The following is a 13,193-nucleotide window of genomic DNA, read 5'->3' as shown; positions in this document are numbered from 1 at the left end:
AACAAATGAAGAAAATTAAATAATATATAGTTATAACGAAGAGCATCCAAAAAGGGGTGCTCTTTTTATATTATAGGGATCAACTAGTTTTACAAAACATAGAGCTGTAGGAGGAATTGAGGATTAGAACATAGGGTACTGTTTCTTCAAATTATGGTGTTTAGAGCAATAGTTTTGGTGGTAACGTTACAATACAAACATTTTGTTAGAGATTTTTTAAATTTACATAGGCTCTAGATAGACTACATATCAACTTCAGATACTTGTTTTATGATACAAGTAATCAAACAAAAGGAAGGGCAATACAAAATGATTAAAACAGTATTAACAGGGCACTCTTTTAAGTACAGGAGATTATTAACAGGTGGAGAAAATGCTGAAGATGTACAGACAGATAAGCATATTCCATATAAACAAAATGAATTGCAGCAAATTCTAGAAAAGTACGATTCGAAGAAATTTGAGTTATAAAAAGAAAATAGATAAATTGACAAGAGAAAAGCACTTTGTGTATATCACAGGTGCTTTTTATTTTGATATAGGACTTGAATTTAATTTTTATATTAAAAAATTTACGAAAAAAAGGGGGGAGTTCATTGTACAAAATTATTTATGGAATATTAATATTAATTTATAATTTGTATTCATTTTTTGTAAGTGATGGAAGTGAAGTAAGGTTTATTATGGTGTTAACTATAGTACTTATCTTTTCTGTGGTTTTAGAAAAAAGGATTGATTAAAGGTCGTTTTTTTAACAATTTTTAAAGATATCTAATGTAAATTATTATTCATTAGTTTACTTTCATTTCCCCTTAAACATTGAATTTACTATATATACATTCAAATCATTGTAAATAGAGGGATTGAAAAGTATATGAATAAAAAGCGATATTTATATATATAAGTTTTTCGGTAAGAATGTATTCTTCTTTATTTAACTATGTATAAATTTTTAATAATTTATTATGATATAGATATTGATTTAAAATACATTTTACAAAGTGTTAAATTGGTATTTTTAGGACTTTGAAATATTTGTTTATCCCCCTTTTTTTTCTGAATTAACATAATTTTCAAATATCAAAAGTCCGTATCGTATGATTTGTTATATAATGAAATCAAGCCATATGTAAGATGGTTTCCTCGTTACGAGTAATGAGATAGTTTAATTTACCTTTTATACATTATCTGAAAAATAACTTGTAGGAATCCCTACAAGTTATTTTTGTTTTTCATTTTAAATAACCTAGAATTGATCTTTAATTGAAGAAACTTATTCAAAGTGGGAGAGTGGTGAAATAACTGCAGTTATATTTATGGAAATGTTAGAACTAAAGAAAAATACCTTTTATAAAATTTTGAAGGGATATGAAGAAGTACATTAGGACTTTTCCTATAAAGCGTACCACTAACACTTTAACGAAACTCTAGCAAACCATCCGAATTTAAAATCTGTACGTATTTTAATTGGTACCGGAGAAACATCAAAACGTTTTAATTATAATTTAACTGAATTTGATAGAGAGGGTAAAGAAAAAAGAATTAAAATTTAATACTCAAAAAAATCTTCGTAAAGAAGCATTTCTACGCGTCTACTACTCTGATAAAAAAGTTGAAGAAGATGTATTAGGTTGGGAAGAAGTGAAGCAGGACGAGATTCCTGTGAAAGTGAAAGAAAAACTAGCTGTGAAATAATAAAAATAAAATGGGCTTGGCCTTAACGGTCAAATCCTTTTCTGAAATGACTATGAATCCATGCCTTTTAAATAGAGCTGTTGTTACGCCGTAACCAGTTTGTGTATTTCCACTAATTACATAAGTCATTTCATTTTTTACACTAGAACAGATAATCCTACATTTACATGCCTCTTTGGTAAGGCATCGAATAGTCCTTACTTATACTATCGCGATTTCTGATAACTTACATGTAGAGATATCACTCAATATAACAAAAATGTAATGTTAATGAAATGTAATTCCACCGATACTAGTAATGAAATTATATAAAATGAAGGGGAGTTAAAGAATTTTTATAATGAAAAAGGAGAAGTATTAATGCGAAATATATTAAGTGTAGAAAAAATTGAAAAATATTATGGTAATAAAGATAACGTAACAAAGGCTATAGATAATATTAGTTTTAAGGTAGATGAGGGAGAATTTGTTGGGATAATGGGGCCTTCAGGAAGTGGCAAAACTACATTACTTAACTGTATATCAACGATTGATCATGTTACGACGGGAAAAATAATGATAAATAATAGTGACATTACGCGGTTAAAATCAAAATCACTAGATAAGTTTAGACAAAATGAATTAGGGTTTATATTTCAGGACTTTAATTTATTAGATACTCTTACCGCTTATGAAAATATTGCCCTAGCGTTAACTATAAAAGGTGAGGAAAGTTCAGAAATTGATGGGAAAATACAAGCAGTGGCAAAATATTTAGACATTGAACAAGTATTAAGCAAATACCCTTATCAAATGTCAGGCGGACAAAAACAAAGGGTTGGTTCGGCAAGAGCTATCGTAACAGATCCATCTTTAGTACTTGCAGATGAACCAACAGGATCGTTAGATTCTAAATCAGCTAGATTATTACTTGAAAGATTTGAAAGTCTAAATAAGGATTTAAAAGCTACAATACTTATGGTTACTCATGATGCATTTACAGCAAGCTATGCTCATAGAATTCTTTTTATTAATGATGGCAAAATATTTATCGAGTTGGTAAGAGGAAATGATTCCAGAAAAGAGTTCTTTACCAAAATTATCGAAGTTATAACCCTTCTTGGAGGTGACGATAATAATGTACTCTAAGCTTGCTATTGGGAATGTAAAGAAAAGTCTTAAAGATTATGCAATATATTTCTTAACACTAACACTGGCTGTTTGTATATTTTATAGCTTTAACTCCATAGAATCACAAAAGGCACTTATGGAAATTAGCGCTTCAGATAAAAAGTATGTGCCTACAGTAATGAACGCTATCTCAAATGTGTCAGTATTTGTATCCGTAATATTAGGTAGTTTAATATTGTATGCAAATAATTTCTTAATTAAAAAACGTAAAAAAGAATTAGGAATATACATGACTTTAGGTATGGGAAGAAGAAACATATCCAGAATATTAGTAACAGAGACGTTCCTAGTTGGTGTTATCTCTTTAGTGAGTGGACTTATAATAGGTATTGGAGTATCGCAGGGATTATCGACGTTTGCATTAAAGTTATTTGAATTACCCATCAACAAATATAAATTTATAATTTCAACAAGTGCTATAGGTAAAAGCGTATTATACTTTGGGATCATGTTTTTTCTTGTTATGTTATTTAATGTATATGTTGTTTCTAAATACAAAATAATTGATTTGTTAACAGCAGGTAGAAAAAGTGAAGATGTAAAATTTAGAAATCCTCTTATCTATGTAATCACATTTATAATGTGTGTAGCATCACTTGGATATGCATATGTGACTGTACTAAAAATTGGATTGGATTATCAAAATCCTATGCTTGTGGTATCAATCCTTCTTGGCATATTAGGTACATTTCTGTTTTTCTTTAGTTTATCTGGATTTATATTATATGTTGTAAAGAAGAATAAAAAAGTCTATTTTAAGGGTTTAAATATATTTATCATCAAACAAATAAATAGTAAGGTTAATACAAATTTTATATCCATGTCTGTAATCTGTTTAATGTTATTCCTTACAATGGTGACTTTATCTACAGGAATCAGCTTTAACAGAATGATGGACGCAACCATAAAAGAAACAACACCATTTGATGCCAGTATTGTGTTGGTGAATAGGGATGAAAGTTACACGATAGAAGACGTATTAAATAAATCAAATTTTAAACTAAGTAATAACGAAAAATATGTATCTTATAATGTATATTCAGCAAAGATGGAAGTGGGTGACGTTGTACCAGAAGTAACTAAAAATGCTAAGAATATCGTTGTGGATTTCATTAAAGTATCTGATTATAATAAAATTTTAAATCTCAAAGGTGAAAAGAAAATTACTTTAAATAACAATGAAGTTGTACTTTTATCAAATGATAACCGGTGGGTTAATTGGATAAATGAAAGATTAAAAAATAGCAATAAGGTGAATATTAAAGAAAAAGAATATCTGGTAAAACACGCTAAAGTTATACAAGAGAATCTTTACACTTCTGATGCGCCACTTAATTTCTTCGCAATCGTTATAAATGATGAGTTTTTATCAGGCTACAAAATTGGTACATCCGTACTTAATGTAAATTATTTAGATGAAAACAGAGAAGAATATAATAAAAAATATGATAACGTTGCAAGGGGCTTTTATGATGAAAATGGCCCGAAATTAAATATTGGATATATATCAGGCAAATCAAAGGATGAAGTTCGTGCAGATAGTAAGGGATTGAAAACCATCATACTGTTTATTGGGATATATATAGGTATTGTATTTTTAATAACGAGTATGGCTGTATTAGCTCTTCAACAATTATCAGAAGCTAGTGATAGTATAAATCGATATAAATCTTTGAAGAGAATTGGTTCAAACGGAACCATGATTGACAAAACGATTTTTATTCAAACTTTCGTATACTTTAGTCTACCAGTTACTCTTGCCCTAATTCATTCTATAGTTGGAATTTATGTAATCAATAATTTTATTAACGCAATTCAACCAACAGACATTACTTTACCCGCATTGATGACTGGCTTAGTATTTCTTGTAGTTTATGTAGGATACTTCTACACGACATATGTCGGGTATAAAAATATTGTAAAAAGTAATACTTGATTTTATAATGCTCATTAGGGCTATTACACCTTGTTTTTCAAGATGTAATAGCCTTATATTCTGTATAGGGAGGGAAAAGTCATGAAAAAAATCATTCTGATTGAAGATGACGAAATCATCAGAGAAGAATTACAACATTTTTTTATAAAGTATGGATATGAAGTAAAGGCTCCCACAGATTTTAATCATATTATCGAATATATAGAAAGTGAGAATGCAGCCCTTATATTACTAGACATAAATCTTCCTGTGTTCGATGGCTATTATATATGTAGAGAAATACGTAAAACTTCAAATGTTCCAATCATCATGGTTACAAGCAGAGATAGTGATGTAGATGAACTCATAAGTATGAATTTAGGAGCAGATGATTTTATAACAAAGCCTTATAATACAGAAATACTACTGGCAAGAGTAACAAACATTTTAAGAAGAACATCTGGAGATTTCAAGATGAATCATATCTTAATGTATAGGGATTTTACTTTAAATCTTTCAAATGCAACAGTTACTTATCAAGACAAATCTGTAGAATTAACTAAAAATGAAGTTAAAATACTCTCATGCTTAATAAATAATCGTGGGAATATTGTAAAAAGAGATTCACTCATAGAAACTTTATGGAAATCTGATTATTTTGTGGATGATAGCACCTTAACTGTTAATATAAATAGATTAAGAAAAAAGCTTGAAGAGATAGGTATAGAAAATCCAATTGCAACAAGAAGAAGCTTAGGGTATATAATGCCATGAATTTAGGTGAATTTATTAAAGATAAAATAGTAGTAATACTATCTAATGTACTGGTATATATCATACTAGCAGGTATATTGCTGACTGCGCATGTTCCGTTCATTATCATATTCTTTTTCTTTTGTATTTGGTTTTTTCCATTGATTTCATATATGGCTATAGAATTTATAAGATGTAAAAATTATTATAATGAGATTAATGACATATTAGAAAACTTGGAGAAAAAATACTTACTTCCAGAGGTAGTAAAGGAAGCGAACTTTATACATGGGGAAAAGCTTAACGCTATACTGAAAGAAGTAAGTAGAGATATGCATGAAAATGTAAAGTATTATAGAGATATGCAATTGGATTACAGAGAATATATAGAGACATGGGTGCATGAAATTAAGACACCAATAGCTTCTACAAAGCTTATAATTGAAAATAATCAAAATGAAGTAACGAATAAAATTGACTCTCAGATGGATCGGATTGAGGGGTTTGTAGAACAGGTTCTGTATTATTCTCGAAGCTCTAACGTGAATAAAGACTATATGATAAAGCCAATCAATCTTGATAATGTAGTAAGGAATGTAATTAAAAGAAACTATAGGGATTTTATTCATAAGAGAATAAAATTAGATATACAGGATATTGATGAGATTGTATATAGTGATGGAAAATGGGTTGAATTTATTATTAATCAAATAATAGGAAATTCTATAAAGTACTCAAATAACAAAGAACAAATGATACGTATATGCTCAATTAAGAAAACTAACTCAGTAATACTAATTATAGAGGATAATGGCGTAGGGATAGTAACTAAAGATATAAATAGAGTTTTTGAGAAAGGATTTACTGGAGAGAATGGAAGAAGATTTAGCAAAAGTACAGGAATGGGCTTGTATCTATGCGAAAAACTGTGCTCAAAATTAGGTATGAAAATTACCATTGATTCTGAAGTTAATAAGGGAACTAGGGTTACATTAATATTTCCGTTGTCAGGTATGGTAACTTTTGAACCTTATTTATAAAATAGATGCTGCGTCTTCCTACGAATTTCATATGAAACTTATAAACAAATGCAAAACGGTATGAAAAGAGTAGAAATTCTCTTCATACCGTTTGTCTTAACATATTGGTATATTTAATTGTATATCGGATGGATGTTAATCTGAAGTAGTCATCACTATTTTTGATGGCCACTAATACTTAACGTAAGATTTGATTCGATTGCTACACAGACCTCGTAAGCAAGAAATTGTACACTATATAAAACAGTAAAATAACTATCCGATCCCTTATCGTACAAGGAATCGGATAGTTTGTGCCAAACGTACAATTTTTTTCTGATATGGTGCCCCCTACAAGTTCTTTTTGTACTTCGGATTGACGAATAGTAAGTGTTATTGAGGATACCGCTAACATTTCAAAGATCGTCATATATTCTTTTGACAAAATGCTGTAGAAAGCTTAAGAATTCTTAAGAACTTTTACCCCTTTTTCTTAAGGTTTGGATTCTAGAGTATAATTATGAGTTCAAACCTATGGGATGGTTAGGTATGAAAACAATTCGCTTTCTCATTTCTATATATAATGCACTAAAAATCAATTGGTGCAGCCATTCCAAGTTCAAGGTTGCTTGGAGACAAAATAATTGAAGGAATTGATTTGAAGAAAGTAAATTACATTCTCAAATATGGACTGAGTACAGGTGTATTCGCAGAAAAATTAATTAAAAGAAGAAATCTCAACACAATTATTTTATTAATGAAAAATAATAAGGAATTTTATTTTTTTACTAAAAGCAAAATTTAAAGAAGAAGGGAACTTATTAATTGTATATGGATTAGTAGTAAATATTGAACAGCATATTAGGGAGAACGATATTACGTATATACATTATGTTATTTCTTGTCTTCTGTTTGCAAGCTTAAGAAAAAAGAAGATACAAATGTCTCACCTGCTTATGCTTTTAGCTGTTTTATATGAGAAAAAATATGGAGGAATCATATGGAGTCAAAAATTCTTATTGTTGATGATGATAAAGAGATTAGAAATCTTATTTCTGTATATCTGGAAAATGAAGGTCTGAAAACTCAAAAAGCTGAAGATGCTATAGAAGCTTTACAACTGTTAGAAGAAAAGGAGTTTGATTTGATTATTTTAGATATTATGATGCCAAATATGGATGGTATTGAAGCGTGTATAAAGATTAGGGAAGACCGCAATATACCTATCATCATGTTATCTGCAAAATCTGAGGATATAGACAAAATTCAAGGTCTGGCCTCTGGTGCAGACGATTATTTATCAAAACCGTTTAATCCACTAGAATTAATCGCTAGGGTAAAATCCCAATTAAGAAGGTTTAAAAAATACAATACGTCCATAGAACATAATAGAAGCATTCTAGAAATTGGTGACTTAACCGTGAATACAGATACTTATCAAGTATGGGTAAGGGGAAAAGAAACAAGGTTAACTCCAAAAGAGTTCGCTATTCTCGAACTACTTGCCCGCAACAAAGGGACTGTCCTGAGTGTAGCAAAAATATATGAAGAAGTTTGGAAAGAGGTTTTTTATAAATCAGATAATACCGTCATGGTGCATATTACAAAAATAAGAGACAAAATTGAAGAGGATTCTAAACATCCCATTTATATTAAAACTGTTTGGGGAATTGGGTATAAAATATGAAGAATGTTAGCTTTAGAAATAAAATAATTATAAAACTTCTTGGTGCTGTTGCAGTTAGTTTTTTTGTTTCGTTTGGTTTAACAATCCTTGTTTTGCAACACATCGTAGATCCATTATTTAAAGAACACGAAGATTTTGGTGTGTTTGAAGCCCATTTGGCATTGTGGTTCTCATTTGCGTTCGCAATCTGTAACTTTATAATATTTTTTTTGATATTGGTTCGAAAGAAAATAGTATATTTGAAGCTTATTTCGGACAATGTGAATGATATTGCCAATGGAAAACTGGGTTTGACAATTGGGATTAAGGGGAAGGACGAACTGACCCAACTTGCTCAAAATATAAATTATATGTCTAAGGAATTGGAGCATACATTTGAACAGGAAAGGCTATTGGAACGTACAAAGAATGAACTTATCACCAATGTATCTCATGACTTACGCACCCCGTTAACATCTATTATTGGCTATATAGATTTATTAAAAAGAGGGCAATACAACAGTAACGCACAATTACAGGAATACCTTGAAACCACGTATTCAAAGTCACAGAGACTGAAATATTTAATTGATGAGCTGTTTGAATATACTCGTTTATCGGGCATAGATGCTAAGTTAAACCTTAATGAAGTTGATTTATCAGGTTTGTTGGAGCAAATAGTTGGAGAATACATTCCTATATTTGAAAAGGAAAGTTTAATTGTTCAAAAATCTATTACACAAGAAACAATACCTATCTTCATAGATGTAGAAAAAATGGTACGTGTATATGAAAATTTGTTTATGAATGTGATAAAGTACAGCATGAAACCATCCGAATTATCCGTATGTCTTGAACTAATAGGTAACAAAGTAATTTTGAGAGTATCAAATAAAGTCGAGAAGCCGCCTGTTAGCGACCCTAATAAATTGTTTGAAAGATTTTTCAGGGGTGATAAGGCAAGAAAAGATGACCAGGGAAATGGACTGGGACTCGCTATCTCAAAAAGAATTGTTGAACTTCATAATGGTAATATACATGCAAAATATAAAGACGGTTGGATGTCTTTTATTGTTGAACATCCAATCAAATAGATTGGCTTATGGAATTACAGGTTCCATAAGCTTTTTTTTATAAAACTTAAGAATTCTTAAGGGTTTTACAGGGTGTTTCCTAATTTTCATAGTTTATCATGTATGTATTCAAAGCGATGAGGAGAGAGGAGAAATTAAAGAGAAAATTTTCTTTACAGCTTTCAAGTAGATACATCGTGACAACCTCATGAAAAAAGTAGATGTAACATCACTATTTTGTTAGTAGTAAATAAGAATAGCAACTTATTTTAAAGAAATGAAGAAACAAACGTAGGAGGATATATATGACGAAACTAGTTGTAGACGTGAAAAACGTCCAAAAAGTGTACGGTAAAAAAGGTGAGAACCAATCACACGCGTTAAAAGGTGTTTCATTCTCAATTCAAGAGGGTGAGTTTGTCGGAATTATGGGACCATCTGGTTCTGGTAAAACGACCTTATTAAATGTAATTTCAACGTTAGATAAAGCAACGGGCGGCGTTGTTGAAATTGTAGGAACAGATATTACGAAAATGAAACAAGGTGAGCTTTCTGATTTCCGTTCACAAAAGTTAGGATTCATTTTTCAAGACTTTAACTTATTGGAGAACTTATCTATTTACGAAAACATCGCTCTTCCACTTTCCCTTCAAGGTGTTTCATCACGAAATATTGGACCAAAAGTAGAAAAAGTAGCTGAAATGTTAGGCATCTCAGCAATACTTCAAAAGTATCCATCTGAAGTATCTGGTGGACAGAAGCAACGTTCAGCAGCAGCGCGCGCGTTAGTTCATGAACCAGCAATTATTTTAGGGGACGAGCCAACAGGAGCTCTTGATTCTAAAAATGCAACAAGTTTACTGGATGCGATGACAAACTTAAATGAAGAACAAGGTGTATCTATTATGATGGTTACGCATGATCCATATAGTGCAAGTTACTGTCAGCGTATTTTATTCATTCAAGATGGTGAGCTATATAAAGAAATTTATCGCGGTGGTACACGTGAAGAGTTCTATAAAGAAATTTTAGACGTGCTTGCAAACTTAGGCACACAAAAAGCATAAGGAAGGAAGTTCAATCATGTTATTTAAGCTTTCCATGTCAGGCCTAAAAAGTAAGTTGCAAGATTACATTGTCTTACTTGTTGGTCTGATTGTCTCTATTTCAACTTTTTATATGTTTCAAACATTAGCACTCAATAAGGCGTTCCTTGAATCCAATCCACATGCTAAAACGGTTGCAATTGCATTCCAAATCGGTTCCTTTTTATTAGCGATTGTAACGTTTTTCTATATTTTATATGCAAATTCTTTCTTATTATCTCTTCGCCAAAAAGAATTTGGTATGTACATGATGTTAGGGGCAAAAAAGCATAAAGTTACCTTACTTATGTTTATTGAAACAATCGTAATAGGTGCCGCATCTCTTGCAATCGGAATCGCAGTTGGTGTAGGGCTTGCAGAAGGTATTGGTCAGTTATTAATGAAGCAGTTGGAATTCTCTGGTGAAGATTATAAAGCATTTTATATTCCATCTATGACTGTTACTTGCCTCTTTTTCTTTGCACTATTTATAGTATCAGCAATCATGAATAGTATGAAATTATCTCGTATTTCTGTATTACAACTTGTACATGCAGATGCAAAAACAGAGCGTATCGCTGTAAAAGGAAAAATGACAGGTGTAGTTGCATTCCTTGGTCTGATTTTGCTAGGTATTGGGTATGCATCACTGATCCATATAGCACATTTACAGGGAGAAGAGCTAGTAACCGTACCTAAATTCATGGGTATTGGATTAATCACAGCAACAGTCGGTACTTACATGTTATTTGGATCACTTCTCCCAGTTATGCTTAACAAGATAAAGAGTAATAAAAAACGTCGTGAAAAAGGGCTGAATGCTTTTACTTTTGCACAATTGAATTTTCGAATTAATAGCCTAACACGGGTGCTTGCAACGGTAGCAATCCTAGTGGCTCTAGGTGCTGGTGGAATTGCGTGTGGTATGGCATTTAAAAATAACGTTCTAAAGACGACTGATAAAGAAAAAGTTTACGATTCAGTCGTTCATAATCCAACAGCGGAAGAAAAGAAAATTTTGAGTGACATCTTATTTCAAGAGAAGTTTGAATATCGCTACAAAGTAGATGATCAGTATGTGTATTATAAAAAAGAAGATGTAGAGAAAAATCGTCCTTTAGCACAAGATAGTGAAAATGGGAAGATGATGAAAGTTTCAGAGGAATTTCCTAAGGATGCATTTACTTTGCCAAAACAACTGTATAAACTGTATAACGATGATACGAAAATAAAACAATGGAAAGAAGCTTTCTTCACAATCCAGCCAACTTATATGTATCCTGATCATGAAATAAAAATTATAGACCAAAACATATACGATAGTATGAAGGATAAAGAAAATACTGTGTTTATTGGAAAAACAGATAGTTTTGGAGCACATTTAAAAGAATGGAAAAAACTTGATGAATTACAGGTAGCGAAATATAAAAATGTGAAAGCGGAAGAATTAGGTAGTACGTATCAGATGTATAATCTGAATCATGGTATGGCCAGTGGATTCATGTTCATGGGCTTCTTCGTTGGAATTGCGTTCTTAGCCATGATGGCAAGTTGCCTAATGTTTAAAATTCTATCTGGGGCATCGAAAGACAGCACACGTTATCAAATGCTTCGTAAAATTGGTGTCCGCCGGAGGTTATTAACACAATCGATTTATAAAGAGCTATTCTTCATATTCTTAGTACCCGCAATTGTGGGTATTGCTCATATATTAGTTGGTATGAACATGTTCGGTCCACTTTTGATTGATCCGTATTTCCGAATTTGGTTGCCACTTGTCATTTTCGTAGTGATTTACTTAATTTACTACTTGATTACAGTTCAATTGTATAAAAGAATAGTACTTCCGAAAGAAAAATAGTTTTACTAAACATACAAAATGTTAAACTCAAAAAAACCAGCGATATTATACAAATGTACTGATATCACTGGTTTTTTATATGGATATTTGATGGTCAATTTTACAAATTATAAAAAATTACAAGCTCATTTTTACATTTTCACAACAATATTTTTGTAATATTATCTTTCTTTTCCCTCTGTTTGATTGGCTTGGAACTCCATTTTTAGCGCAATACTATCCCCTTGGAACACGTTTTGATCTGTTCCGTTTTCCTCAAATATAAACTTTATCCAAAACCAATCCATTTTCCCAGGTTTTAATCCCCCTGTTTCAGTCCATTTAGAATGAAATACTTTTTTGGAGACAATCTCTGAACTTTGTGATTTTAGTTCTGCAAGGGTTGTCTCGTATGCAGGGCTTTTTGCAGGATCCCAATCCCAAAGAAATTGTACTTTAATGTGTTTACCGAAATCTTCTGTAGTATTATTTTGTTTTAAGTCGTTTACAGTATAGTCTATTTTCATCATTAAATCTTTAATATCTAATGTACCACTATTTTTTAAATTGAATTTCTTTAATATTTTGTCCCCAGGTTTTAAATTTTCTAAGTTAAGTGAAGTAGTTGGTTGCATAGCTAAATCCAATGTACCTGCAGCAAATGTATTATTTGTTACAACTTGATCGCTAAAATATGCATATGTTCCCCCACCAATTAAAGATAAACCAAGAGCGGCTGAAACCACTCCAACACCTAATTTCTTTTTCAATGACATTTTTTGTTCCTCCCATATCATTTTTACAATTTTTCTCCCTAATTAACTAAAACGCTCCCCTTAATACAGGTATAACATCAATTGTAAGAATTTTGTATTGAAATAAGAATATTACTTATTGAGAAAATTATGTTATTATTTATTTTTATAAATTAAACGTACCATAAATAGAAAATTAGAATTCATAATTTTCTTGTTATA

General features: G+C 30.9%; 10 protein-coding genes and 1 pseudogene. 10 read left to right on the top strand and 1 reads right to left on the bottom strand.

Going from position 1 to position 13,193, the window contains the following annotated elements; all coding sequences use genetic code 11:
* Positions 1 to 309 precede the first annotated feature (309 nt).
* The 10 genes and pseudogenes from MR160_RS07150 (at position 310) to MR160_RS07105 (ending at position 12,237) form a co-directional block, all read left to right on the top strand.
* The gene (locus tag MR160_RS07150; protein ID WP_176281443.1) at positions 310 to 471 is read left to right on the top strand and encodes a hypothetical protein; all 162 of its coding nucleotides are present in this window, start codon (positions 310 to 312) and stop codon (positions 469 to 471) included.
* A 1,004-nt stretch (positions 472 to 1,475) separates the two neighbouring features.
* Positions 1,476 to 1,695: pseudogene (locus MR160_RS07145) on the top strand (YxeA family protein); the annotation flags it as partial.
* A 360-nt stretch (positions 1,696 to 2,055) separates the two neighbouring features.
* A complete protein-coding gene (locus tag MR160_RS07140; RefSeq protein WP_048564021.1) occupies positions 2,056 to 2,823 on the top strand; it encodes an ABC transporter ATP-binding protein in 768 nt (255 codons plus the stop codon).
* Positions 2,813 to 4,801, top strand: a complete 1,989-nt coding sequence (locus MR160_RS07135; RefSeq protein ID WP_242297173.1) for an FtsX-like permease family protein — start codon at positions 2,813 to 2,815, stop codon at positions 4,799 to 4,801. Before MR160_RS07140 ends, MR160_RS07135 begins: the two co-directional genes overlap by 11 nt.
* 81 nt (positions 4,802 to 4,882) lie before the next feature.
* Positions 4,883 to 5,554 carry a response regulator transcription factor gene (locus tag MR160_RS07130; protein WP_149287818.1) on the top strand — a complete coding sequence of 224 codons (672 nt, stop codon included), beginning with the start codon at positions 4,883 to 4,885 and terminating at the stop codon, positions 5,552 to 5,554.
* Positions 5,551 to 6,573, top strand: coding sequence for a sensor histidine kinase (locus tag MR160_RS07125; RefSeq protein ID WP_242297172.1), 1,023 nt, complete (start codon positions 5,551 to 5,553; stop codon positions 6,571 to 6,573). The genes MR160_RS07130 and MR160_RS07125 overlap by 4 nt, the downstream gene beginning before the upstream one ends.
* 979 nt (positions 6,574 to 7,552) lie before the next feature.
* Entirely contained in the window at positions 7,553 to 8,239 is a 687-nt protein-coding gene (locus MR160_RS07120) for a response regulator transcription factor (protein WP_149287815.1), read from the top strand.
* The gene (locus MR160_RS07115; RefSeq protein WP_242297171.1) at positions 8,236 to 9,312 is read left to right on the top strand and encodes a HAMP domain-containing sensor histidine kinase; all 1,077 of its coding nucleotides are present in this window, start codon (positions 8,236 to 8,238) and stop codon (positions 9,310 to 9,312) included. Before MR160_RS07120 ends, MR160_RS07115 begins: the two co-directional genes overlap by 4 nt.
* 284 nt (positions 9,313 to 9,596) lie before the next feature.
* Complete coding sequence (locus MR160_RS07110; RefSeq protein WP_242297170.1) at positions 9,597 to 10,358, top strand: ABC transporter ATP-binding protein; 762 nt, start codon at positions 9,597 to 9,599, stop codon at positions 10,356 to 10,358.
* A gap of 16 nt (positions 10,359 to 10,374) precedes the next feature.
* A complete protein-coding gene (locus tag MR160_RS07105; protein ID WP_242297169.1) occupies positions 10,375 to 12,237 on the top strand; it encodes an FtsX-like permease family protein in 1,863 nt (620 codons plus the stop codon).
* A 161-nt stretch (positions 12,238 to 12,398) separates the two neighbouring features.
* Here the strand turns inward: MR160_RS07105 and MR160_RS07100 are convergent, their stop codons facing one another.
* Entirely contained in the window at positions 12,399 to 12,992 is a 594-nt protein-coding gene (locus tag MR160_RS07100; protein WP_000053758.1) for a TasA family protein, read from the bottom strand.
* Positions 12,993 to 13,193: the final 201 nt, after the last annotated feature.

Origin of the sequence: Bacillus cereus group sp. BfR-BA-01382 (genome assembly GCF_022663475.1) — a bacterium.
Taxonomy (GTDB): domain Bacteria; phylum Bacillota; class Bacilli; order Bacillales; family Bacillaceae_G; genus Bacillus_A; species Bacillus_A thuringiensis_S.
The sequence above is the reverse complement of the archived record's forward strand: the minus strand, read 5'-3'. Positions and strand labels throughout refer to the sequence as shown.

Bases quoted from the DNA above. Each gene is read 5' to 3' on its own strand.
- MR160_RS07150 (WP_176281443.1), top strand. From the start codon at position 310: ATGATTAAAACAGTATTAACAGGGCACTCTTTTAAGTACAGGAGATTA.
- MR160_RS07140 (WP_048564021.1), top strand. From the start codon at position 2,056: ATGCGAAATATATTAAGTGTAGAAAAAATTGAAAAATATTATGGTAAT.
- MR160_RS07135 (WP_242297173.1), top strand. From the start codon at position 2,813: ATGTACTCTAAGCTTGCTATTGGGAATGTAAAGAAAAGTCTTAAAGAT.
- MR160_RS07130 (WP_149287818.1), top strand. From the start codon at position 4,883: ATGAAAAAAATCATTCTGATTGAAGATGACGAAATCATCAGAGAAGAA.
- MR160_RS07125 (WP_242297172.1), top strand. From the start codon at position 5,551: ATGAATTTAGGTGAATTTATTAAAGATAAAATAGTAGTAATACTATCT.
- MR160_RS07120 (WP_149287815.1), top strand. From the start codon at position 7,553: ATGGAGTCAAAAATTCTTATTGTTGATGATGATAAAGAGATTAGAAAT.
- MR160_RS07115 (WP_242297171.1), top strand. From the start codon at position 8,236: ATGAAGAATGTTAGCTTTAGAAATAAAATAATTATAAAACTTCTTGGT.
- MR160_RS07110 (WP_242297170.1), top strand. From the start codon at position 9,597: ATGACGAAACTAGTTGTAGACGTGAAAAACGTCCAAAAAGTGTACGGT.
- MR160_RS07105 (WP_242297169.1), top strand. From the start codon at position 10,375: ATGTTATTTAAGCTTTCCATGTCAGGCCTAAAAAGTAAGTTGCAAGAT.
- MR160_RS07100 (WP_000053758.1), bottom strand. From the start codon at position 12,992: ATGTCATTGAAAAAGAAATTAGGTGTTGGAGTGGTTTCAGCCGCTCTT.